Annotated in this window: 22 protein-coding genes; 2 read left to right on the top strand and 20 right to left on the bottom strand. The window is 63.3% G+C overall.

The genetic code is table 11. The features are described 5' to 3' along the window. Nucleotides 1–244 precede the first annotated feature (244 nt). The 10 genes from L6Q96_05000 to L6Q96_04955 form a co-directional block, all read right to left on the bottom strand. Nucleotides 245–832: a hypothetical protein gene (locus tag L6Q96_05000; GenBank protein ID MCK6553928.1), complete on the bottom strand. Its 588-nt coding sequence runs from the start codon at nucleotides 830–832 to the stop codon at nucleotides 245–247. Further along, nucleotides 832–1,545: an FRG domain-containing protein gene (locus tag L6Q96_04995; protein ID MCK6553927.1), complete on the bottom strand. Its 714-nt coding sequence runs from the start codon at nucleotides 1,543–1,545 to the stop codon at nucleotides 832–834. Before L6Q96_04995 ends, L6Q96_05000 begins: the two co-directional genes overlap by 1 nt. 332 nt (nucleotides 1,546–1,877) lie before the next feature. Further along, nucleotides 1,878–4,973: a DUF3427 domain-containing protein gene (locus L6Q96_04990; protein ID MCK6553926.1), complete on the bottom strand. Its 3,096-nt coding sequence runs from the start codon at nucleotides 4,971–4,973 to the stop codon at nucleotides 1,878–1,880. 9 nt (nucleotides 4,974–4,982) lie between these two features. Further along, the gene (locus L6Q96_04985) at nucleotides 4,983–6,014 is read right to left on the bottom strand and encodes an HIT domain-containing protein (GenBank protein MCK6553925.1); all 1,032 of its coding nucleotides are present in this window, start codon (nucleotides 6,012–6,014) and stop codon (nucleotides 4,983–4,985) included. Between the two features lie 145 nt (nucleotides 6,015–6,159). Further along, entirely contained in the window at nucleotides 6,160–6,987 is an 828-nt protein-coding gene (radC, locus tag L6Q96_04980; GenBank protein ID MCK6553924.1) for a DNA repair protein RadC, read from the bottom strand. A 546-nt stretch (nucleotides 6,988–7,533) separates the two neighbouring features. Beyond that, nucleotides 7,534–7,731 carry a hypothetical protein gene (locus tag L6Q96_04975; protein MCK6553923.1) on the bottom strand — a complete coding sequence of 66 codons (198 nt, stop codon included), beginning with the start codon at nucleotides 7,729–7,731 and terminating at the stop codon, nucleotides 7,534–7,536. 157 nt (nucleotides 7,732–7,888) lie between these two features. Next, on the bottom strand, nucleotides 7,889–8,383 hold the full coding sequence (locus L6Q96_04970) for a PIN domain-containing protein (GenBank protein ID MCK6553922.1): 495 nt from the start codon (nucleotides 8,381–8,383) through the stop codon (nucleotides 7,889–7,891). Beyond that, nucleotides 8,373–8,567: a hypothetical protein gene (locus tag L6Q96_04965; GenBank protein ID MCK6553921.1), complete on the bottom strand. Its 195-nt coding sequence runs from the start codon at nucleotides 8,565–8,567 to the stop codon at nucleotides 8,373–8,375. The genes L6Q96_04970 and L6Q96_04965 overlap by 11 nt, the downstream gene beginning before the upstream one ends. An 88-nt stretch (nucleotides 8,568–8,655) precedes the next feature. After that, nucleotides 8,656–8,799: a hypothetical protein gene (locus L6Q96_04960; GenBank protein ID MCK6553920.1), complete on the bottom strand. Its 144-nt coding sequence runs from the start codon at nucleotides 8,797–8,799 to the stop codon at nucleotides 8,656–8,658. A gap of 27 nt (nucleotides 8,800–8,826) precedes the next feature. Continuing rightward, nucleotides 8,827–9,867, bottom strand: a complete 1,041-nt coding sequence (locus L6Q96_04955) for a type IV secretion system DNA-binding domain-containing protein (protein ID MCK6553919.1) — start codon at nucleotides 9,865–9,867, stop codon at nucleotides 8,827–8,829. 258 nt (nucleotides 9,868–10,125) lie between these two features. Between L6Q96_04955 and L6Q96_04950 the strand changes: the two genes are divergently transcribed. Together L6Q96_04950 and L6Q96_04945 are read left to right on the top strand one after the other, a co-directional pair. Continuing rightward, nucleotides 10,126–11,049: an SWIM zinc finger domain-containing protein gene (locus L6Q96_04950; protein MCK6553918.1), complete on the top strand. Its 924-nt coding sequence runs from the start codon at nucleotides 10,126–10,128 to the stop codon at nucleotides 11,047–11,049. Continuing rightward, a complete protein-coding gene (locus tag L6Q96_04945; GenBank protein ID MCK6553917.1) occupies nucleotides 11,046–11,852 on the top strand; it encodes a PD-(D/E)XK nuclease family protein in 807 nt (268 codons plus the stop codon). Before L6Q96_04950 ends, L6Q96_04945 begins: the two co-directional genes overlap by 4 nt. A 97-nt stretch (nucleotides 11,853–11,949) precedes the next feature. On the opposite strand, the gene L6Q96_04940 is transcribed toward L6Q96_04945, so the two are convergent. The 10 genes from L6Q96_04940 to L6Q96_04895 all read right to left on the bottom strand — a co-directional run bounded on the left by L6Q96_04940 (nucleotide 11,950) and on the right by L6Q96_04895 (nucleotide 23,832). After that, a complete protein-coding gene (locus L6Q96_04940) occupies nucleotides 11,950–12,321 on the bottom strand; it encodes a type II toxin-antitoxin system PemK/MazF family toxin (protein MCK6553916.1) in 372 nt (123 codons plus the stop codon). Next, nucleotides 12,300–12,512 carry a hypothetical protein gene (locus tag L6Q96_04935; GenBank protein ID MCK6553915.1) on the bottom strand — a complete coding sequence of 71 codons (213 nt, stop codon included), beginning with the start codon at nucleotides 12,510–12,512 and terminating at the stop codon, nucleotides 12,300–12,302. The genes L6Q96_04940 and L6Q96_04935 overlap by 22 nt, the downstream gene beginning before the upstream one ends. Nucleotides 12,513–12,861: 349 nt before the next feature. Beyond that, nucleotides 12,862–14,718 (bottom strand): cation-translocating P-type ATPase, encoded by a 1,857-nt coding sequence (locus L6Q96_04930; GenBank protein ID MCK6553914.1) that lies wholly within the window; start codon nucleotides 14,716–14,718, stop codon nucleotides 12,862–12,864. A gap of 72 nt (nucleotides 14,719–14,790) precedes the next feature. Beyond that, nucleotides 14,791–16,041, bottom strand: a complete 1,251-nt coding sequence (locus L6Q96_04925) for a DsbA family protein (GenBank protein ID MCK6553913.1) — start codon at nucleotides 16,039–16,041, stop codon at nucleotides 14,791–14,793. Further along, nucleotides 16,019–19,318, bottom strand: coding sequence for a CusA/CzcA family heavy metal efflux RND transporter (locus L6Q96_04920; GenBank protein MCK6553912.1), 3,300 nt, complete (start codon nucleotides 19,316–19,318; stop codon nucleotides 16,019–16,021). The genes L6Q96_04925 and L6Q96_04920 overlap by 23 nt, the downstream gene beginning before the upstream one ends. A gap of 13 nt (nucleotides 19,319–19,331) precedes the next feature. Then, nucleotides 19,332–20,270, bottom strand: coding sequence for an efflux RND transporter periplasmic adaptor subunit (locus L6Q96_04915; protein ID MCK6553911.1), 939 nt, complete (start codon nucleotides 20,268–20,270; stop codon nucleotides 19,332–19,334). Then, nucleotides 20,267–21,553, bottom strand: coding sequence for a TolC family protein (locus L6Q96_04910; GenBank protein MCK6553910.1), 1,287 nt, complete (start codon nucleotides 21,551–21,553; stop codon nucleotides 20,267–20,269). Before L6Q96_04910 ends, L6Q96_04915 begins: the two co-directional genes overlap by 4 nt. Before the next feature lie 91 nt (nucleotides 21,554–21,644). Continuing rightward, the gene (locus L6Q96_04905; protein MCK6553909.1) at nucleotides 21,645–22,061 is read right to left on the bottom strand and encodes a hypothetical protein; all 417 of its coding nucleotides are present in this window, start codon (nucleotides 22,059–22,061) and stop codon (nucleotides 21,645–21,647) included. A gap of 99 nt (nucleotides 22,062–22,160) precedes the next feature. Further along, nucleotides 22,161–23,078 carry a site-specific integrase gene (locus L6Q96_04900; protein ID MCK6553908.1) on the bottom strand — a complete coding sequence of 306 codons (918 nt, stop codon included), beginning with the start codon at nucleotides 23,076–23,078 and terminating at the stop codon, nucleotides 22,161–22,163. 118 nt (nucleotides 23,079–23,196) lie between these two features. Further along, the gene (locus L6Q96_04895; protein MCK6553907.1) at nucleotides 23,197–23,832 is read right to left on the bottom strand and encodes a hypothetical protein; all 636 of its coding nucleotides are present in this window, start codon (nucleotides 23,830–23,832) and stop codon (nucleotides 23,197–23,199) included. Between the last annotated feature and the right edge of the window lie 2 nt (nucleotides 23,833–23,834).

Here is a 23,834-nt window from a genome sequence, read left to right as displayed (position 1 = left end):
GCAGGGCCCGCTGGCTGAGCCCTACGCGCCCGGAAATCTCGATAAAATTGGGCTTCGCATCTCTGCCGGAAGGACACATCTTTGCGCAAACACCAAGAACGACCAAACGAGTCGACCGCGGTTCTCCCGAATCCACCCCTGGAGATCGGGATGGCGGAACTTGCGGCAGATGAACGGCCTTTCCATCGCTGCGTCCATGCGAATCCGCACGGTTCGTCGAGCAATCTCGTTCGAAAGAAGAGGGTTATTGCCGGTCCCAATCCACGCGCATTGCACGGGCAACTGAACAGTCTCGGAACGTCCGAGCAGACTTGATCCGCTGGTTCCGATCAGTCTTTAGATCTGCATGCTCCTGGTGAGTGAGAATCACCGGGAGAATCAGCTTGCCACGGTACTTTTCTTTGGCTCGCCAAGTGGCTGCAGCATCCGCCAGTACTCGGTTGATCTTGTTTCGTGAACCGTCACTTACCGCAGGAAGCTGCGGCACACTCAACCACGACGCCTTTTGCGCAGCCTTCAGGCATCCATGGAGTACCTCGCTGACGAACTGTTCAACGGTTGCCAGGCTCGGTTTCTGCTGAAAGGTCTTGTCACCAATGGAATCCCAGCCAGCGAATGTCTTTATGTGTTTCTTCCAGTTGTCGTTGACGTCGGGCCATCGTTCGAACCCGTCGACTGCAGGATCCATCCACACACCCATTCCCCGGGGCAGTTGGGGGATCACCTTGGATGCGGTCTCCGACGAGATACGCACGATCTCCGCATCCGGATAGATCGTCCGCACCAAGTGGCCGTCTTTCGCATTGTAGGCAAATGGAATGTGGCAAGCCATCACCCCTCCTCTAGCCGAGCGCGCCGTTTCAGGTGGGCACAGGCGTGTTCCAGTTCGGGGAAGATAGTCATCTCGTCGATGCCCACGCGCTCCAGTTCCGAGCGAAGAGTCCCCTTCGCTTCCCGTGTGATCGGGACCGCAGCCAATGATGGCGTGTCGCCGGGCAGCTCGATGTCCCGCGACCCATGCAAGGTGAAAACGCCCTTCTGAAGCATGAGCCGTTCGGAGTTCCACACGGGATTCACGGCAACGGTCCGTCGTCCACGCTTCCTCTGCTTGCCGTCGAGGTGGAGGTACTCGCGCACGATCTCGGCGTCCTGGCGTGCGTCAAGGATGCGCGGCCGGTCCGGATAGCTCAGGCGATTCAGATCCACGGGGTTGAGTATATACACCAGGCCGTCGGTCTCCTCCTGTTCGCACGCGAAGTATAGGGCGACAAGCGGGCTCTCGGTCCAATCCAACAGCCGCGTTGGAAGTCCATAGTGCCTGGCAACCTGGTGCCAGCCCAGTTCATCGTCGTCGCGAGGTGGGCGTGTCTGCTTGATCTCGGCTACCCGCTTGAACTCGGCGAGCAGCCCTAGCGCCACATCCCTCTCGCGGGCAGTAGCATAGCGTAGCGCCGAGGGGATGAGCCGCCACGCAAGGTCTGCATGACCTCGAAACCAATACGTAGCGTTCCCCTTCAGCGTGGTGGCAATGACCGAGAAGAACACCGAGAGGTTTTCTACCTCTTTGGTAACCGGGCACGGCACTGCCCGGCTACCGAAGAGGCCAGTCGCCGCACGCGTTCCGGGGAAACCTGATCGCGCCCGATTCCCCCGCTGCGGCGGCATTTCTCACATGCAGGAGCCGCGTTCGGAAAGGTCAAGGTTTGGAAGAGAAGCGGCCCCGATTGTTCCTGAGCGGCTTCCATACCCAAGCAATCCGGAGCGTACGAGCAGTCCATTTGTTCGACGAGGCGGCCCTGGGGAACTTGCGTTTCTCATGACAGCACTCTCCAAGACCGTCCTCGCCGTTCGTCAGTTTGCCGGGTACATTCAGTTATTCACGCCACGGCGGCGGCGAACGATGCGAACAGGTCGCCTGGCAGCGGGTGATGCAGCCGCCAAGTGACCGCCATGGGAAGTTCCGATTCGTGCTGCACGTAGGTTGCCGACCCCAAACACCAGAACGCGCGCTCGTCTTGACGTAGGCGGGCAAACAACATGATCGACGTGTCGCGCTCGGCGTGCCTCTGGTACCGGACGCCGGTCTCGCTGTCCGCGCGGGTCGTCGATTGGCTCTCCCAGTGAATGAGGTCCCGGTTGATGGCGTAGTCGCGATACCGCGTCGTTGGCGAGAACTGCCCACTGGTCTTGTCGAGGGTGAATGCAAACAGGTCCGCGCCGGCGTCCTTCGCCCAGCACACGCCCGTTTGCCATGGCGCGACACGTGCCACCTCCCCCACGCCGAACGCCGCCAGGATCTCGATGCGCGTGTACCGCGCGTGCACCTGTAGCGGGACGCCCGGCTGTCCGGCCAGCGGCATGTGCACATGGTCGACGGTTTCGGCGAGCACGTCGAGAAGCTCGAGCAATTCCGCCCGTACCTGTGGGTGTTGCCACAGCAGGGCACAGGCCTCCGCGAGCGTCGTCACTTTTCCCAGCGCTTTTTCAGCACGCGACGCCACCAACATCCTGATCAGCCGCCGTTCGCGTTCTGTCATCGTGTCGAGTGCCGGTGGAGCGTCGGCCATCAACACTGCTTTGTAGGCGTTGATCCGCTCGACATCGTCGATGTGCAATAAGCGCCCGCAGGCGCGGCGCAACACCTCTTCATTGGGGCCGGCCGGCTGAGTTGAGACGCCAGCATCCTCGCGGAGATCGGACCAGCTCTTGGGGCCAGTGTACACGTCCTCCAACTCGAACCCTGTCTCTTTCAAGAAATCGCCGAGGCTCACCGGGGTTCCGGCTTTGAGCAGCTGGCGCAGCTCCTCAACCTTCAGCTGCCAGCGAGATGGAATCGCCTCGCGAATGTTGGAGAGCACGATCTCGGCAGCAACCGCGTCAAGCTCCATATGGCAGCCCGCAGGTAAGAACGGGAACCCCCGCTCGATCTGCTGCACCAGGTCTCTTCGCGTGCCCCCCAGCAACGCCCGAAAGCGCCGGTCGAATTGGAACTCCGTACGGTGGCAACCGACGAAGTCCAGCACCGTGCAGACGTCCTTGCCGGGGGTCCGACGCAGCCCGCGTCCGAGTTGCTGCAGAAACAGCGTCGGGCTGTCGGTCGGACGGAGTAACAGAAGAGTGTCGATGACGGGCACGTCGATCCCCTCATTGAACAGGTCGACCGAGAACACGACGTTGATGCGCCCGTTGGCCAGGTTCGAGAGCGCCGCCAGCCGCTCGTCGTCCGGGCTGTCACCCCACACGGCAACCGCCGGAACGCCGGCATCATTGAACACCCGAGCCATGTAGCGAGCGTGGTCAACGCTCACGCAGAACCCAAGCGCCCGTACCTTATGGGGATCGTCCACCCGCGTTTTGAGTTGCTGAAGAACCTGTTTGGCCCAGACGTCATTGGCCGTATACAGGTTGGAGAGGCCGTCGACATCGTACCCGCGGCCCCGCCGCCATGGGATGTCACGCAAATCCAGCCCGTCGTGGATGCCGTAGTAGACGAACGGTGAGAGCCGATGCTGGTCGATGGCATCCCACAAGCGCAACTCAGCGGCGATTCGATTGTCGAACCAGTGCAGCAGCGGTAAGCCGTCGCTGCGTTCAGGCGTGGCGGTAAGCCCGAGCAGTTCGATAGGCTGGACGTGCTCCAACAATGCCCGATACGACGGTGCGGCTGCGTGATGGAACTCGTCGACGACGACGATATCGAAGTGGCGTGGGTCGAGATCACGGAGGCCTGCCGCACGAATGCTCTGGATCGACGCGAAGACGTGTTGAAGCCACTCGGCGCGGTGCCCACCCACCCATTGCTCGCCGAACGCTGGATCGCGTAGGCAGTGACGGAACGTCGCGAGGCTCTGATCCAAGATTTCCTCGCGATGCGCCACAAAGAGGAGACGCGCGCGCGGCAGCCGGGATCGCAGCCGCGAGTAGTCGACGGCCGCCATGACCGTCTTCCCCGTGCCCGTGGCCGCGACCAGCAAATTGTGGTGATGCCCCTTCAGCCGCGATAGCTCGATTTGTTCCAGGAGACGCTCTTGGAACGGCTCCAGCCGCAGTTCGATCGGGCTCAGCAGCAGGGTCGGCCCGCGAGACGCACCGCGCTCGGTCTCAGCGGCAAACTGTTCCGGATCGTAGGGCACGAAATCGCCGCTGTTCCAGTATCCCTCTAATACAGCGGCCATCTTGGTGATGACATCGGGGTTTCGGGCGCCCGATACACGTACGTTCCATTCGAGCCCGCTCACCTGCGCAGCATGGGTAAGGTTGGACGAGCCAATGTAAGCAGTCGAAAAGCCGGAGGAGCGGTGAAACAACCACGCCTTGGCGTGCAACCGCGTGCTGCCCGTATCGTAGGAGACCCGGACGTTGGCACCGAGTTCACGCAGCACGTCCAACGCTCGGGCCTCGGTTGATCCGGTGTATGTGGTGGTCAGCACGCGCAACTCGCGCGCGCTCTCTGCATGGCGGCGCAGTCCATCGACCAACGGAGCGATGCCGCTACGGCGGATGAACGCCATGACCACGTCGATACGATCTGCCGACTGAATCTCCGTCGTCAGCTGGCTGCCAACCCGCGGTTCCCCAGGAACATTAGTGAGCAAGGTTGTATCGAGCAGGGGGATCAATGGTTGGGGAATGCTTTCGGTCGAACCATCGGGCAGGCGGGCGAGAATCTCTCGCAACACGCTGCCTGCCTCAACCGGAGCCTCAGGTCTGGCCTCTGCATCGCTGATGACTTCGTCGATCAGGTCGATAAGCCGTCGGGACAGCGAGATGCCCACGTCGACACGGCGTTCCTCCTCCACCCCGGCCACGACACGCTGGATGACGCGTGCAAGGTGAAGGGCGATCCGGTCGGCGGCGTCGGCCGTGCGTAAACTGTCGCAGCGTGGATCCAGTCGTCGATCGAGGTTTTGCAGAAGGAGCGCCAACTTCTCCGTGAGCAGGACCTCGTAAAGCCCCCGAACGTAGTCTGCCATGGTGGGATGCTATTCGAGGCGGCCCAACGCGCTCTCCAGCCGGCTGCGCTGCGCCACCATGGCCACAAACTCCCTGCTCCGCAACCACAGCCGCACGTCATCGGGGAGGCGGGAGTAGATGGTTCGCGCAACATTCAACGTCCGCTCGGGATGGCGGTCGAACCCAGCTCGCTCCGCAATCTCCGCGAGCTCCTGTCGCATTGCCGCGCCGGACACCGCACAGCGCTCACGAAACTTCTGGATCGCCGACACGATCTCGGCCTGCCCGCCGTGGTGCTGCGCCAGAACATGCAAGCCTTTCTGGCCCGGATACGGTGCGGTCTGCGGCCAGTACAACTCCACGATCTTCTCCGCCAGTTGCTGGGTGGTGAACGAAGCGGCACCGCCAACCGCCGAGCCTTGTTCGAGACAGAGATCGATCAGGGCCAACAGCACCGCGTACTTGTAGGTTGTGGTAAAGCGCCCCTTGTCGAGCAGGAGCAAGATCCGCTCACCGAACGCGGCTGCGTCTGACCTGGCAGCCGCACGACTTGGAATCGCAGTAATCCCTGGCTCTTCGTCTTCTTTGTGCGCTGAGAGATCCCTTTGCTCCGCAAGGCTCGAAAGCCAGGGGGCTGAAGCGTCGTGTATGATCGGCTCGCTGCCGGTTGCTGGCACCTGTGGCTGCTTGCACGGCAGGACATGGCGCACGCCGCCGCGTGGATCGGGCACGTCGCCCGCGTAACGTGGGATGACGTGGATATGCAGATGAAACACCGTCTGGCCGGCGGCCGAGCCGACATTGATGCCGATGTTGAAGCCATCGGGGCGATGCCCGCGTAGTATCGTCGTGCGCGCGATTGCGACCGCCGCTGCAAGCTCCTCACGTTCAGTCGACGAGGCGTCAAACCAGCTCGCAACATGGCGACGCGGGACGAGGAGCGCATGGCCGGGCGAAACGGGATACCCGTCCCACAAACCGAGCACCAGTTCCCCTGCGTGGAAGATTCGATTGACATCCGGAAAACAGAATGGGCAGGTGATTTCGGCAATGCTCGGCATTCATAGTACGGCAGTCGAGTATACTGAAGCGTGTCACCACGGTTGTGACCATCGTTGATCCCGATCGGAACATCTCCATGCGAATGGAAAACGCGCCATCCGTTGGGGGATGGCGCGTAGCTTGTTCTTGGCGCGATTCTGCTGATTACCAATAGCCCTCGTCCACAAAGCTCACGTAGCGCCCGCGACCAATGATGATGTGATCGGGCACACGCACACCCATGATCTCGCCGGCCTCGCGGAGTCGGCGGGTGATTTCGATGTCCTCCTTGCTCGGGATGGGGCACCCGCTGGGGTGGTTGTGGACGAAGATGACCGCTGCCGCCGGCGTTGCCTCGCGCACTATTGCCGCGAAGACGTCACGCGGGTGGACGATGCTCGCCGTGAGCGAGCCCTGCGACACCGTGATTTCCTTGATCTTACGGTGCTTGTTGTCCAGCAGAATGCAGAGGAAATGTTCGCGCGTCTCGGCCGCGAGGCGCTCGCGGTAGTGGGCGTACACATCGGCGGATCCGCGAAGCGGCTGCCCAGGCTTGAACTCGTGTTCGCCGTAGCGTTTGGCGATTTCGATGACGGCAAGAATCTCGGCAGCTTGCACCGGTCCGAGGCCACACCGACGGAGATCGCCGGCGCCAAGCATGCCGAGCCGGCGCCAGTCATCGTTGCAGTGCGCGAACAGTGCGCGTGCCTGATCAAGAGCGGTCCGTCCGCGTGTACCGGCCCTCAGGATGATGGCGAGAAGCTCGGTGTTCGTGAGTGCGCCAGGACCACGGTCGAGTAGCTTGTCGCGCGGCCGGTCGGCTCGTGGCCAGTCTTCGATGGCGGTAGGTACTCTGCGGAGGGGAATTACGGTCGTGCTTGGGCGCGCTGTATTGCCGATGTACCCAGCATTTTCCGCATCGCGTACGAGCACAGATTGCTTTGGAGCTTCAAAGGGCAGTTCGAGTTGGGGGCCTTCTGGAGACGTTGGCATCGTCACCCTCCTGGCGCGGCCGGGCGTTCGGCGCCGACGACATGTCGGGGTCGCGTCCGGTCGCGGGGAAGGGCGAAATGGAAAGAGCGGAGTCTGGGGAGGAGGACAGACTCCGCTCTGGTGAGGAACCGCGTTAGCGCCGGGTGGCGTTCGTCCGCCGTTCCTTGGTGTGCGCGATTGATGGTACCGGCGTCATTTCCGGTTGCCGCGCATCGAGCTTGGCGAAGACGCGGCGCCATGAGCGCTTGAAGTGCCCTCTGACGACGCGCCTGAGCCAATCGATGTCTCTGCGTCCGCTTCTGTTTTGCACTGCTCGTCCTCCTTGCGTGGCCAGGCGATCGGTGCCGCGTCATGCGACATCGCGTCCAGCTGCGGAGAGGGACGAGTGGTTGAGATAGAGATGGAGCGGAGTCGTTGACGGACTCCGCTCCACGCGAGAACGGCTCGGAGCGCGTGATCAAGTCGACCCGCCGTCGAGGTCCGCGCGGGGACGCCCGCAGCGAGCCAGCGGCGAGCGGCCCGTAGAACGGACGCCGTCCGCAGGACTCAGCCCTCGTTGGGGCTCGCCGTCCGCTCCTTCGGCGGTGTCAGCACCCACTTGCCGGCGACCGGCAGCGCATCGAGCAGCACGGTGATCGTTCCGCCCCGCTCGCTCGCGAACGCAACGCCGATTTCACGCCAGCGGTCACCATTGTCGGTGGCAATCACCGTGTTGACGCTGAAGTCTGGCCTCTTGCCTTTCATAGGATCACCTCCTTTGTGCCTCAGTGAACAGCACCATGAGAAATCTGCGAAGGAGGTGAATCGGGCCGGCTCCGGCACGGTCGAGGCGACGAGGATTCGAAACGAAAAGAGCCGCCAGGAGTTGCTGGCGGCTCGTGGCCTAAACACGTTGGTGCCACTACGTGTTTTTCGGGGGGCGTTCTGTAGCTGGGCTCGGCTCCGGCTCACCGGCGGTCGGTGTTATTACGTCAAGCTCGGAGAAGGGGACGAAGTCGTCGCGATTGAAGGTAAAGATCCGGGTGATGCCGTTTCCGAGCATTGTGGCGATGAGCTGGATATCGAAGAGATCGCCGCCAGCTACCGGACGGCGCCGCGCGAGCGTGATCCATCGCGCGACCACGTCTGTGGGCACCGGGAGCAATTCCAACCCAGGTCGTTCCAGTAACTGCTCGATAACCGCCAACGCCTCCTCGGGCTGGCGCGGAGTGGCTACCCGGCGAGCGTTTGTTACGATGGCAAAAAACTCGGCAAGGTTCTGCGGCGCGATGCACAGGCCGGCACCGGCCGTCTTGGTCCGTTCCAAAAGCGCATCACTCGCCGCGTGGAACTCGGATGTGGGATCGAGAGCATAGATGAGGATGTTGGTATCCAGCAGCGCTCGATCAGCCGACATCGTCATAGATCTCGCGCCGGCGGAGCTTCTCAGGACGTGGCGCGATGCCAGGCCACTGCGGCAGGTCGCGGATCTTTGCCGGCCGCTTTCGCGCTGTCAGGTCCCGCCAGTAGCGGGCCTGCTCTTCAATCGCTCGGGCCTGGTCTTCGGGCACGCCTTCCAAATCGACGGCTCGTATTGCCATGACGACAGCGTAGACCCAAGCGGTTCGTGGGTCAAATTCCTCGGCTGTGTATGTCCAGTTCGAGCGGATGGTGCATTGCACTGTGGACTCAGCACGACAGCGGCGGCAACGTCGCCGCGCTGAACGGCTCCGTCGGCATCCCATCGACGAGCAGCTCGACGTACATGCGGTGGTTGGGCAGGCTGACGAGATCGGCCTGCCGCAGCGTCGGATGAAACTCCCGCGCGAGCAACTCGGCATCCGGGCCGCCGACGCGAAATCAGATGAGTGTGCCGACGTTCCCGAAGACGGCCGCCTGCATGGGCGCGGAGAGTGCGGCGGTGTACCGCAGGCTGCAGATGAGCCCAGTTCTGAACTTGCGCAACTCGGAAAGCATCGTGGCTAGGCTGAGCGTCGTGAACGTGGAGAATTCATCGAGATATAGCCAATAGTCGCGGCGCTCGTGCGGTAGCTGATCGGCGCGGCTCAACGCCGCGGTGCCGATGCTCGCGACAAGCAGTGAGCCGAGCAGCGCCGCGGTGTCCTCGCCGATTCTTCCTTTGGCAAGGTTGACGACGAGCACCTTGCCGTCGTCCATCAGCCGTCGCAGGTCGAGCATTTGTTGCGGCTGGGTGAGAATCCGATTGAGCAGTGGATTGGCGAGAAAGGCGCCGACCTTATTCTGCAGCGGGGCAATCACCTCCGCGCGCAAGCGACTAGGATAGTCTTCGTACTCCCGGAGCCAGAAGGCGCGCACCTGCCGGCTGCGCACGTGTGTCATGGCGTCGCGACGGAAGTCCCGGTCGGCAAGCAGTTGCGGCACGTCCGCGAAGGTCGGCTGCGCTTGGTCGAGCAGCGCGAGCAGGGTGTGCCGCAGGAGATGCTCGACTCGTGGTCCCCAGGAGTCGATCCAGAGCTTCTTGAAGACGTCGAGCAGTTGAGAGGCGACCAGTGGCCGACGTTCGACAGGGACATCGGCAAGTGGGTTGAAACCCCATGGCTGGGTGGGGTTCGGTACATCGAGGTAGATCACGTCATCGCATCGTGATTCGGACACGTGGGCGATCAGTCGATCCACCAAATCGCCGTGCGGATCGAGGACTGCAAAGCCTTCGCCGGTAGCCAGGTTCTGGAGCAGCATCGTCTCCAAGAGCGTCGACTTCCCTGTACCTGTTTTGCCGACGAGCAACATGTGCGCGCGGCGATCGGCCCTGCGAATGCCGAACACTCGTCGGGTCCCTCGGTAGGTTGTGCACCCGAGCACGGTCACCGCGTCCTCGTTGTTGGTGTTCATGGTCAGAAAATAGGGGGTCGAATCCACAGATGGCCGCAGATGACCACGGATAGGGAGTCACAACGGCTACGAAGCGGAAAGCACACAAGCAGAATCTGTGGCCATCTGTGTAATCTGTGGATGTCTCTTCATGATGCGCGCCGCCGAGCTTTGGGCGAAGGGCGCGACGCCTGCCGCAGGCGGCCAGACCCGCATCCTATGCGGATTTCGCTCCCGTCCTACACTGCTTGTCAGTTCTTTTTCTCAGTCAACCCAAACCAACACCAACAGAAGGAGGGACGAACCATGACCAACGAAGAGTTGGCAAAGCGACAGGACCGCGCCGTGCGTGAGACGTACGTCATCACGCAGGCGCAAGGAGGGTTCAGGGTGTACGCACCCACCGACCCGAAACGAGCCTATCGCGTGACGGGAAGCGCGGAGCAGCCGTCCTGCACGTGCCCGGACTTCGGACTGCATGCAGCCGACCCAACGTGGCGCTGCAAGCACATCCTGGCCGTCCTGGGACAACAAGAAGCCGGAAACGGTGCAGCGGCCAAAACCGACCCGGTCGAGGCCGAAGAACGACGGGCGATCCAGGAGGAGAGCCGCGCACCGCGGAAACGGAAGGCCGTGGGCGGGAACAGCAACGGCAACGGAGCCACCAGTAGGGCTCACATGCTCGTCAAGCGCAGTGTCAGTCCGGACGGGCGTATCGACTCGTTGTCGGTGGAGTTTTCCGCTCCGCTCGACAACCTGGCGGACGATGCGGTCCGCGATCGAGCCCAACAGCTCATCGCGCTCCAGTCGTCGATCGTCGGCGGCTTTCTCAGCCGTCGTGAAGCACCGCCTGCAACACGGGCGGTCCCGCAACCGAACGGGCCCACTCCGCGGCCCACGCCCGTAGCGTCCGCAAATGGGGATCAAGCCGTGTCACTGGGCGTACCCGCGCAGTTGCTCAACGTCGCCGGAATGGACGGCAAGTGGGGTCGCCGTCTCTTCATCAACGTGCAGGTGAACGGCAAGACCTTGAAGCTCTTCGGCAAGCCCGAGGAACTCGCCGCCGCGGTGGCCGCAGCCGGCTTCAACGGTGTCGAGATCCAGGAAGGGACCAATCTCAACCTGCCGTGCCGGGTGATCACCAAGCCCAGCCCCGACGGCAAGTACACCAACGTCGACCGCGTGCTGCCGGCGAATGGCCAGCGACAGCCGAGCAGGAGCTGGTCATGAATGGGAGTGTTGCCGGATCGGAAACCAGGGGCGTCTCTTCGGAGACGCCCTACCTCTCTCACTCCCGGGTGAACCGCTACCTCCACTGTCCCGAGCAGTACCGACTGTATTACGTCGAACGGTTGCGGCCGAAGGTACAAGATGCCGCATTGATTTTCGGCCAGCTCGTGCACGAGGCCATCGCCCATTTCTTCCGGAAGGGCGTGCTGCCGGCCGATTCGTTCGCCAATGCGTGGAGCGTACTCCACAACGAGCCGTTGAATTACAGCCAGCGCGACTCCTGGGAGATCTTGCGAGCGAAGGCCATCGCGCTACTCACGAAGTTTCTGGAGGAAGAAGTCCCGCGACTCGGGAATGTGACGGCGATCGAAAAGCCTTTCACGTTGCGCATCACTTCCCTCAACCTTTCACTGGTCGGCGTCATCGACCTCGTCGCCGAACTCGACGATGTGCCGACGGTGATCGACTTCAAGACCACCACCGCCGCCTACCAGGACCACGACGTGCAGCTTTCCGACCAACTGACCGCCTACCAGCTCGCCGAGCCGGAGGCACAGCAAGTCGCGCTGTGCGTCTTCGTCCGGACCAAAGAGCCGCGGATCGACTGGCACCTCAGCGCCCGGCAGCCGGCACACCTCGCCGAGTACCTCGCCAAGGCCGACCTCGTCGGCCGCGCCATCACCGCCGGCCACTACTACAAACGGCCCGGCAAATGGTGCGGCTACTGCGACTACCTGCCGGTGTGCCTCGGGGACCAGCAACAGGTCGACGAGACACTGGTGCAGGTCACAACACGTTCCTGATTCAAACAAGCCCGCTTCGGTTTCGACCGGCGGGCTCTTTCTTCGCGCTAAGCAGACCAAGCACGGGTACGTCGGGTAGCCCCTGAATCCGACTGCGTCACTCGTTGCCGTTGACTTCGACGACGAGCAATACTCCGCGCCAGATTTCTCGCAAACGTGTCCGTGTCAGGGAACCAATCTTGTCCTCGAGTCGCTCCCGGTCGATCGTCTGAATCTGGGTAACGTTGACGACACTGGCTTTGCGGAGATTGGCTTCGCCCTTACGCAGGCGAACGTTACCTCGGAAAGCGGCGAGTTCGAGGTTGGTCGTGATGGCGAGGACGACCACCGTGTTCAGCTTGGTCTGATTGAATCGATCGTGCTGGAGGACAACCGCCGGGCGGCGCCCCCACGGCTCGGAACCGGTGGTGCCGCCGAGGCGCACCCAGAAGACATCGCCTTGCCGGATTACCGCGTCTCTCGCAGCCATGGGCTGACGCCGAGGAACGCCTCGGCGGTGTCCTTCTGCTCGGCGCGCACCGTGGGGTCGGCGAACAACGCGTCGATCTCGGCACGGATCTCGCGGTCACGCTTGGCTGCGGCGACACGAGCGAGCAAGGACGCGATGAAGTGGCTACGGCTCTGACCGCGTTGCTCGGCCAACTCATCTACGGCATTCACAACCGGCTGGGGAAGCGAAATAGCGACCCGAACATTATGACGCATAGCTCTTGATACCGCGCTCCGGCCGCTGTCGCAACGGTGTCGAGCACTCAGCCGGGCGGATACGAAGTCCTGCCGGTCAGACACAGGACGAGCCGCGACGAAAGAGCCCCGCACCAGCCTTGCGATCCGGGACCTTGCACCTGGGACTTTGGACTGTCGCATTCCCCGTAGGCATAGCGGAGGGGAATGCGAGGAGGGGGACTTGAACCCGAAGAGGCGCTTGAAATGATTGAGGTTTTTCGACGCTCGTGTTGCACCATGTGGCGCTGTGTGGCGCCATTTGGCCCCTAGGGGCCAATGAGTGTCAGGCGGAGGGTACGGACCGGACGCTTGGCACTCTCAAGCCGTTGGCGACGGCGAGCAACTCGCTCACTTCGTGGGCGATCACAGCGACCGCGATGGTCATTACGCCCAGAAGGGCTGCAGGGATGAGGACGGCGAGGAGAATGAGCGAGAAGGCGATGTTCTGCCGGCTGATTTGCTGCGTCCGCCGAGCGAGTGCAAGGGCTTCTTGAAGTTTGGAGAGGTCGTCCGCCATCAATGCGATGTCCGCGGCTTCGATTGCGGCGTCGGTGCCAGCGACGCCCATGGCGACCCCGCAGGTCGCTGCGGCGAGTGCCGGGGCGTCGTTCACGCCATCCCCGATCATGAGGACGGTACGGTGACGGGCCACGAGCGTGTGCACGAGGCGCACCTTTTCCTCGGGCGCGAGGCCGGCATGCACCTCATCGATGCCGCAGGCGGCGGCGACAGCGCGGGCGGTACGTTCATTGTCGCCGCTGAGCATGGCTGTCTGAATTCCAGCGGCCTGAAGGGCAGCGATGAGCGGAGCTGCTTCGGGTCGCACGCTGTCTTGGAGCGCGATCAGCCCGCGGATCTCATGTTGGTTACCGGTGAGCACTACGGTCTTGCCCCGCGCTTCGAGACGGCCGACCTCTTCTGCAATGGTGTCGAGCGAGACGCCGAGGGACTCGAATAATGCAGGACTTCCCACATACCAGGTTGTTCCGGCCAGAGCCCGGGCGCCCGCACCGGTGAGGGCCTGGAACTGCTCGGTGCGCATCGGAGCGATAGCGCGCGTTTCGGCATGGTTCACAATGGATCGTGCAAGAGGATGCTCGGACCAGTGCTCGACGCCGGCGGCGAGCGAGAGAAGATCATCGGCAGTACCCACGAGCGGGATGACGTCGACAACCGCCGGCCGGCCGTAGGTGAGCGTGCCCGTCTTGTCGAAAGCAATCGCGCGCACGTTGCCGAGGTGTTCGAGGTGGGCTCCGCCTTTGATTAGAATGCCGCGTCGGCCGGCGGCCGTGATCCCTGCGGCCATGGCGACCGGAGTGGACATCACGAGGGCGCAGGGGGCGGCAGCGACGAGGAGAACCACCCCGCGCTCCGCCCAAATAGCGATCGGAAGGCCGAGCAACCAGGGAACGATGATGAAGAGCAGTGAGGCTAGCAGGACAACCGGGCTGTAGCGTTCACCGAAGCGCTCGATCCACTGTTGAGCGCGACCCTTTTGCTCCTGTGCAGTCTCGACCAGGTGGATGATCTTACTGAGGGTGTTGTCTGCGAACGTCGCCGTCGCCTCGACTTCGAGCGCGCCCTGATGGTTGAGCGTCGCGGCGAATACCTTCATGCCAGGCCTCTTGTCCACCGGAATGGACTCACCGGTGATGGGGGACTCATCGACGGAAGAGGTGCCTACTCGAATGACGCCGTCAGTCGGGACGGATTCGCCGGGTCGAACGAGAAAGCGATCACCCGGCCCGAGCTGCGCGGCGAGGATGGTCACCTCTTTGCCCTCACGCAGGACGTGAGCTTCCTTAGGGGCTAGATCGAGTAGTGCGCGGATGGCCGAGCGGGTTCGAGCGTAGGTGTACTCTTCCAAGCCCTCGGCCGATCCGTAGAGAATCACCAGTGCTGCGGCTTCGTCCCAAAGGCCGAGTACGCCGGAGCCGAACGTGGCGGCGAGCATCAAGATATCGATGCCGACCGTGTGCTCACGAAAGAAGTCCTCGATTGCCTCACGAGCCCAGTGGTAGCCGCCGATCGGGATGGCGGTGAAGTAGAAGAAGCGCTCGACGACTTCAGTGATGACGCCGACATGCGCGAGCGCGAAACCAGTTGCGGCAACGACTGCAGCGAGGAGCGCGTTGCGCAATAGGGGATACCGCCACCAAGGGCCTTCGTATGTTTCGTGGTGTGAGTTTTCTGGCATGGTGGTTCTCCGGTCCTACGCGTCCCAGCGCGGCAGGAGGGGACCTGTGAAAGTGTACCATGGCCGCCGTCGCCGCGTTCTTCTGCTGGAGTTTGACGGTGTGCTCGCACGGTTCGCTGCTTGTTCCAGGCAGGCGAGTTCCTCGGGACCGAAGCCGCCGGCATGACGCTTTCCGTTGATGAGAACCGTGGGTGTACCGCGTGCACCCGCGGCAATGGCTTCGCGGATGTGTGCCGACAACTCGTCAGTGGTCTGTTCCGACCAGAGGCAGGACTCGAAGCGGGCCTTGTCCAAGCCGAGTGAACGGGCCAATGCGACGACGGCGGCGACGTCGGCCGCCTGTTCGTCGAAAAGCCGGTCGCTGAGGTCATCGTAGCGTTCCTGCGCGGCGGCGCAGATCGCAGCACGAGCCTGGAGGCAGGCTCCGGGGTGACGAGAACGCTTCACCTGTGAATTGCATGCGCTGTCGAGTGGGTACTGCCGCGCAACGATCCGCAGACCCGTGATACCGCGCAGGGGCCGAAGGCTACGGTCGAGGGTGCGGCAGTGTGGGCATTGGAAGTCGCTGTAGATCACCAGGCTCACTGGCGGGGCGAAGGACGGGTCTGCCAGCAGCTTGCAGGCAGAAGCCGGCTGCGACGGCTGGCGTAAGTACGCCCAAGGGATCGCCGCGAGGAATGCCAGGCTAAAGGTGCTGAGGACTGCAGCAGAAACCGGACGCCGGCGGGCGCTGAGGAGTTCTGCACGAAGAGCGGTTCGCACATGCTCGCCGGTGGCGCGAAGGGCAAGCCAGGCGACAAGGGCTACACCGAGATTCACGAGATACAGCACGCCGCAGAGCAAGCAGATAGAGCCGATCCAAGCCGCGGATACAAAGGCCAGGACGACGGAAAACGCGACGGCGAGGGTGCCGCCAAGGAGAAGGAGCAACGCAGGAGATCGTGGCAGATGGCGGTGCGGCCGGCTGCGCCTGAGCGCAAGTGCCACGACCACGGCGTAGAACCACGCTGCATAGGCTGACAGCGGCGCTCCGAGGAGCGAGCCGTAAGGGCTGGCGACGACAGTATCGCAGTTGAGTGCCGGACTGATGGCACAGATGCTCGCCCACTTCGGATCGAGTCCGACTCGGTGGTGGATGTAGGTAAGGTAGAGGCTGGTGACGAAGCCAATCGCTGCCAGGCCCAGGAATACGGACCTTTGCGTGTGAGAAAGGGCGCGGGGCGAAAGCGGTGTCCGCAGCCGGCTATACCGTTTGTATTTCGCCATGGGCTTGCTCCGCTCCGCTCGCGACGTCGGGGGGTGGAGGCACGGTGGTGTTGCGGTGAAAGAGGCGATACAGCGCCGGCAGAACCAGAAGGGTGAGCGCCGTCGAGGACGCAATGCCGCCGATGACAACGGTAGCGAGCGGGCGCTGGACCTCGGCGCCCGTACCGGTCGCGAGTGCCATGGGCACGAACCCGAGCGAAGCGACCAGGGCTGTCATAAGCACCGGACGGAGCCGCGTCAGGCAGCCATGATGGATGGCGGCCTCCAGAGCCATGCCCTGCTCGCGGAGCTGGTTGACAAACGTGACGAGCACGAGGCCGTTCAGGACAGCAACACCCGAGAGGGCGATGAAACCCACGGCTGCCGAGATGGAGAACGGCATGTCGCGCAGCCACAAACTGACGATGCCGCCCGTGAGCGCGAGCGGTACGCCGGAGAAGACGAGCAGTGCGTCCCGGACTGATCCGAAGGTTCGATAGAGAAGCAGGAAGATGAGCAGAAAGCACGCCGGTACCACGAGAGTCAGACGCTGCTTTGCTTCCACTAGGTTCTGGAACTGTCCGCCCCACGATAGCCAGCTCCCGGATGGCAGCTTCACGTCTCGCTGGATGCGCGCTTGCGCCTCCTCGACGAAGGAACCGATGTCTCGCCCGCGAACGTTCGTCTGTACTACGATGCGTCGCTTGCCGTTCTCCCGGCTGACCTGATTGGGGCCTTCTGTGACGTTGATGCGGGCGACCGCACCAAGGGGTAGGAAATTGAATCCTGGGCGAGCCGTTTCATCGCCGTGCACTACCGTGCGCACAGCTTCCTCCTCGTGCGGGGGAAGCGGCACAGGCAGGTTCTCCAGGGCGTGCAGATTGCGGCGGAACTGCTCCGGTAGGCGAACGACGATGTCGAAGCGGCGGTCGCCCTCGAAGACGAGGCCGGCCTCGCGTCCGCCGATGGCGATCGAGACGACGTCCTGGACGTCCGCGACAGTCAGCCCGTAGCGTGCGATGGCCGCCCGGTCGACGTCGACACTGAGCGTGGGCAGACCTGTAATCTGCTCCACACGGGTATCGGCGGCACCGCGCGTATCGCGCAAGATGGAGGCAATCTGCTCAGCGGCCGGCAGAATAGAGGTGAAGTCGTCTCCGAACACCTTCACTGCAACATCGCCGCGGACACCGGCGATGAGTTCGTTGAAGCGCATCTGGATCGGTTGCGTGAACTCGTAGTTGTTGCCGGGCAGCTGGTCGATAGTCTCCTCGATCCGGCGCCGGACGTCTTCCTTAGTATCGCTTGGGTTGGGCCACTCTTCCCTCGGCTTGAGGACGACGAACGTGTCGGAGACGTTCGGCGGCATCGGATCGGCAGCGATCTCTGCGGTACCGGTCTTTGAGAATACGAATGAGACTTCCGGCAAGCCCTTGATCGTCCGCTCGACGGCAAATTGCATGTCGGTGGACTGGGAGAGGCTGGTACTGGGGATGCGGATGGCGTGAACAGCGAAGTCTAGCTCGCTCAAGGTCGGAACGAACTCCTGCCCCAGACGCGCGAAGAGCAGCAGCGAGCCCGCGAACACGACCACGGCGGTGGCAACGACGAGCACGCGGGCTCGCAACACGAACGTCAGGACGGGGTCGTAGAAGCGTTTGGCCAACCGGATGAGGATGTTCTCTCGCTCGACGACGCGGCCGGTGACGCAGAGCGCCACCATCGCGGGCACGAAGGTAAGCGAGAGCACGAAGGCCGCAGCCAGGGCGAAGATGACCGTGAGGGCCATCGGCCGGAACATCTTCCCCTCTACGCCAGTGAGAAAGAGAATCGGTACGTAGACGATCATGATGATCGCTTCGCCGAAGGCCGTGGCGCTGCGCACCTGTTTGCTGGCTTGAAAGACGACGGCGATTCGCTCCTGAAGGGTGAGCGGCCTGCCGAGGCTGTGCTGCTTCTCCGCCAAGAGGCGCAGGCAATTCTCGACGATGATCACCGCTCCGTCGACGATGAGGCCGAAATCGATGGCACCGAGGCTCATGAGGTTGCCGCTCGTCTTGGTCTGCACCATGCCAATGGCGGTGAAGAGCATGGAGAGTGGGATGGCCAGGGCAGTGATCAGGGCAGCGCGGAAGTGTCCTAGGAGCACAAAGAGCACAACGACAACGAGCACCGCGCCTTCGACGAGGTTGCGCTCGACTGTCCGGATCGTCGCATCGACAAGGGCCGTCCGGTTGAGCACGGTCTTGGCGTGAATGTCAGGGGGCAGCGTGCGGTTCACCTCGGTCATACGTTCATGGACAGCGGCGGAGACGGTACGGCTGTTGGCGCCGATGAGCATGAGGGCAGTGCCGACCACTACCTCTTCGCCATTCTCGCTGGCGCTACCGGTCCGCAGCTCGCGACCCTGGCCGACCGTGGCAACATCGCGCACGTAGATGGGCGTGCCGAACCGCTCGCCGATCACCATGGCTGCGATTTGTTCGGGCCGCTCGACGCGGCCCGTCGCGCGCACAACATAGGACTCGCCATTGTGCTCGATGTAGCCGGCACCCGTGCTCAGATTGTTGCGCTCGAGAGCAGACAGGAGATCCCCGAAGGTCAGGCCGTAGGCGACCAGCTTTCTCGGGTCTGGCTGGACGTGGTACTGCTTTACGTAGCCGCCGATGGCGTCCACTCCTGCCACCCCCGGCACGCTTTTCATCTGCGGCCGGATGATCCAATCCTGAACCGTACGGAGATACGAGGCGCGCTCCACGTCGGTGCGGAGCAGCTCGCCTTCGGGCGTGAGATAGGTGCCATCGCTCTGCCAGCCAGCCTGTCCATCCTCCACCGTCGCGCCGCGCCCGTCCGGGTGCGCGTACTCGACTGTCCACATGTAGACTTCGCCGAGACCAGTGGAGATCGGGCCAAGGCGCGGCTCGGCACCGGGCGGGAGCTTTTCCCGGGCCTCGGCGAGCCGTTCCGTCACTTGTTGTCGGGCGAAGTAGATATTGACGTCATCGCCAAAGACGGCCGTGACCTGAGAGAAACCGTTCCGCGAGAGCGATCGTGTGTACTCGAGGCCGGGGATGCCAGCCAGGGCGGTCTCGATCGGGAAGGTCACCTGCTTCTCGATCTCGACCGGCGACAGCGAGGGGACAACTGCGTTGATCTGCACCTGATTGTTGGTGATGTCAGGGACGGCGTCGATGGGGAGGCGAAGCAACGACACGACGCCAAGAGCAGCTGCCACGAGGGTTACGAGCACCACGAAGGCGCGGTGCTCGACGGAAAACTTGAGCACACGTTCAAGCATCACAGGCCTCCGTTCAGTGTTCGTGTTCGGCCTCGCCCTTGCCGAGCTCAGCTTTGAGTAGAAATGAATTGGTGGCGACATAGCGAGTGCCAGCACCGAGGCCGTCGAGGACTTCGACGAGCGTCTCGCCGGTGCGCCCGAGCGTCACCGGATGAGGCTCGAAGCCTTCGCGGGCTTCGACGAAAACGGTGGCGCGGCCCTCGATGGTTTGGATGGCGCTACGCTCGATCGCCACTTCCGCCGGAATCGGATCAAGAACCCTGGCGGTGACGAACAGGCCCGGACGCCAAGCGTGCTCGGGGTTGGGCAAAACGACGCGTGCGATTGCCGTGCGCGTCGGCTCGTCGACGACGGGGGCGATGTAGGAGATCTTCCCTTCCGCCTCAGCCGAACCTGAAGAGACGAGCACACTCTGGCCGACACGGACGTGATCGAGATCTTTCTGATAGACGGCGAGGTCGACCCAGACCGAGGACAGATCAGCGATGACGAAGGCCTGCTTCTCGCGGTCGACGGATTCCCCACGGGTAATGTGCCGCTCGATGACGGTCCCGTCGAGCTGCGTCTTGAGCTCATACGGGGCTAAGCTCTCGTTGCTCTCGATGGTGGCAAGGACATTGCCCGCCCGGACCTCGTCTCCCACGGTGGCGCGGACCTGACGGACGATCCCGGGAAACCGCGGAACGATGTGGGCGAGAGTGTCGCCATTCGGACGGACTTCACCGAGCAACTCGACCCCGTGGTCGATCTTGGCCGGGCCGGCGGTCGCGACTGTGACGCCGAAGGCAGCGAGCTGCGCAGCGGTCAGGCGAATCGCGTGGTCGTCATCATGATCCTCGGTGCTCTCACTGTCGCTGTGATCGTGGCGGCTGTGCTCTTCTTCAGCCAAGGCCGCCCGGGCAACGAGCGCAGCGACGAGGAGCGCATGCGCGAGAAAGCGAGCTGCGATCATTTTCCTTCCTCCAAGTCGGTGCCAGTGAGTGGAATTCCACTCAGGCGCTCGATGTCGGCCGCCGCGATGTGGTAGGCGGCCAGCGTCTGTACGTATTGATCTCTGGTTTCGAAGAGAGTGCGCTGCGCGTCGAGCACGTCGAGAAAGCGCAACAACCCGCGCTGGTAAGCGTCGCGCGCGCCCGCGAAGGCGCCCTCGGCCTTCGGGAGCACCTCGTCGCGCAGTGTGACGACTTGCGCGTATGCCGCACGCAGGTCTTCGTAGGCGGCAGCGAGTGCTCGCTGTATGGCGACCGTCGCACGGTCGCGTGCTGCTTCGGCTTGGGCCAACCACCGGTCAGCTGCGAGGATGTTGCCCTGATTGCGGTTGAAGAGCGGAAGCGGAAGCGAGAAGCCTGCTACGAGCGCCTTGTCGCCGTTATCCGTGAACTGGCGTCCCCCGAGGCCCACGGTGAGACTGGGGATGGCGCGAGCCTTCTCGACGGCGAGGGCAGCCGTGCGCTGCTCGATCTCCGTAACCCAGCGCGCCACGTCGGGATTGCTCTGAATCGCGTCCAGGAGATTCCCGACGGACGGGGGAGTGATAACTGGGACGAGATCGCCGACGGCTGCGGTGAAACCGGGGGTGGCGCTTCCCCAGGTGACCGCAAGTGCGGTGCGAGCATTGGCAAGATCCCGCTCGGCTTGCCGGAGTTGAGTTTCGGTTCGCCCTAGCGCGGCCTCCGCTCGCATGAGTTCGACGGGAGACGTGGCGCCCGCCTTGACCTGTGTGGCAACCGCGGCGACGGATCGGCGCGCCAGCCCCACCAGCTCACCGAATAGCTGCAGGCGCTGTTGCGCGGCGAGCGTCGCGGTGAAGGCCTTGCTGACGCCGGCAACGACATTGAGGCGTGCGACCTCGTAGTCCCACGTGGCCAGATCACGGTCGAGGGCTGCGAGCCGCAATCGTTTGGCTCGCTTGCCACCGAGCTCGATGAGCTGCGCCAGGCTGACCGTGATCTGAGTCTGCTCGAAAGCGAGGCGGTCGCCGGTCCCACCGAAGTCTTCGATTTCGGTGCTCAGCTCCGGGTTAGGAAGCAGGCCGGCTTGCAGGACCTCTGCCTCCTTTGCGCGGAGTTCCCACGAGAAAACAGCGAGTTCGGGACTTCCTAGCAGCGCTGTGGCGAGTGCTTCGCGGAGCGTGAGCGGCCCCGCTGGCGACGGGAGGTCAGCAGCGGTCGCAGGAATGGCAAAAAGAACATCGAACAGTAGCAGCAGGACGAGCCTGCCTTGAGAGCGCCTCATCGTGGTCACCCCGTGGAACGAAGAAGAGGGGGCGCCGAGCGCAGCTGCGTCCGGCGCCGGAGCTAGGGCGGCTGATCGGGGGACGATGAAATCAGACGATCAGGACGATCGTCCGGCGCGCGGAGAGGTGTGAATCGACGGTGCGGGTTGCAACGGTGTTGCGATGGAATGGTGGGGCAGTGGGTGGGAAGAGTTCAAGGGTCGCGCCGGGAAGGGCCGGACCTTGGTTAATCGCGCTGCCCTCGCTGGCCACCGTTGAGCACAACGGCTGCTGGGAGAGAATAACGTCGACGCAGCCGTGCTGATCGAGGGCGCAGGCGCCGGTCACCTCGGGGTGATGCCGTTGGTAGTCGGTGAGGCACCGCCCACCAGCGTGAGCTACTTCGACATCTGTGTGCCCATCCGCGGCGACGCATAAGACTAGAATTGAGCTAGGAAAAATGCCACCGAAAAGCTGAAGCGCCAACACCAAGACACGAATACCAGCAGCGAACAGCGAGGACGGCATTACCCAACACATTTCGCAGCCAACCACCGCGTTGTCAAGCAGCAGACCGATGGGTTCCGATGGGTGGCTCCCGATGGGACAGAGGGAAGGTGACGATGGTCAGATCGCAATCCTCTCGATCTCGTCGAGGCTGACTTGGTCTGTGGTGCGGTCGTAGAGCTTGGTTGTGCGCGGCGATTCGTGTGCGGCGATCTGCTGGGCGTGCTCCAGGGTGCCACCATTCTCGAGGTAGGCGGTGATGCCGGTGGCGCGGAACGTGTGGCAGCCGATCTTCGTCGGGATTCCCGCGGCGCGAGCGCGCCGGCGGATCATGCGCCACGCGTCCGGCTGACTCATCGACTTCAGCGATAGCGGCCTGCCGGGGGCAGTGGCCAGTGTCCTGAAGAGGGGACCGCCCGCCTGATCGCGGATGCGGGCCGTGTGGATGTAGGCGTCGAGGTACTCCTCAAGGGTGTGGTGAACGGGGACGACGTGCTCCTTGCCGCCCTTCTCGTGCAGCCGCAGCTTCCAGCGCTTGCCCTCGGGGAAGTAGTCGTCGACCTTCAGGGACAGCGCGGCGCCGATGCGGGCGAAGCTGAAGACGAGCAAGCCGATCAACGCGCGGTCGCGAAGGCCGGCGATGTCGTTGGTCTCGATGGCGTCTAAAAGCTCGCGCGTCTCTTCGCGCGTAAGCACCGGCGTCTTGCCGCGCTTGATGACGTGTTTCGGTCCGCGGACGGCGTGCGCGGGGCTGGCGTCCATCACGTGGCCGACGACGAGCCAGTCGAAGAGCATCCGCACCGCTGCGAGTTCTTGCTTCACGGTCGGCTTGGCGTGCGTGCGGCTGCGGTGCTCGACGTACGCGGCGACGAGCGTCGGGTTGATCTGCGCGACGTCGCGAACGCGGCGCTGTTCGCACCAGCGGAAGAAATCGCCAACGGCTCGCGCGTACGCCCGACGCGTGTTCGGGTTCCGAATGTTGGCGGTGAAGAACTCGATGAACCGCCAAGCCGCCCGATCACCCTGCCGCGCAACCATCGCCGGCACTCGATCGAGGCCGACTTGGGCGATGCTTCTAATGGCGGGAAGACGTTCTATACATGTGTATGATAAGGTCCTTTATCATACTCTGTCAAAGCAGGAGCGAGGTCGTCGATCACGATGTCGACAGCGCCGGGTAGGCAAGGACGTGCACAGCGCGCCAGTCGTTCGTGTCGCGTGGCAGGCGACGGAAGATACGGACGAAGCGGGCGACGGCGCGCGTCTCTGCCGTAAGGGAACGCTCTGGCCGCGTACCGCCGTAGGCGAGATAGTTCACGGCGCGCCAGTCGCCTACGGACTTGGGAACGCGGGGGAAGAGACGGGTGAAGGTTCGGATCGCCGTGCGCTCGGCGTCGAGGTCGCGCTTAAACGACGTCGTCGAGGGTTCCGGGGAAGCGGGTGGCTTCTGTTGGGGGATGGGTGCGGCCGACGCGACGGATGAAGGGTCGGTGATCGGAAGAGGCTTTCCCGGCGGCCAGGCGGCCCCCGGCGTGCTGGAACTTGAACCGCTCGATGGCGTGGTGAAGTACAGGAAACCGGACTTGAGCCGGTAGCTCGTGCTCAATGATGCGCCCTGGGCTGGTTGGCCGATGGTCGCGTTGAGCCGGTAGCTGGTCGAGGCGCTGTACGAGGCACCAGGTTCAACCACGGGGTTGCTGACGCGGAACGATGTGCTCGTGGAGTCGGTGGCGTTGACGACGAGCGGGGCCAGAAGCGCCACTGTCGCCGCCGCGAGAACTAGGCGGCGCATAT

The organism is Candidatus Binatia bacterium (assembly GCA_023150935.1).
GTDB lineage: Bacteria > Desulfobacterota > Binatia > HRBIN30 > HRBIN30 > JAKLJW01.
The sequence above is the reverse complement of the archived record's forward strand: the minus strand, read 5'-3'. Positions and strand labels throughout refer to the sequence as shown.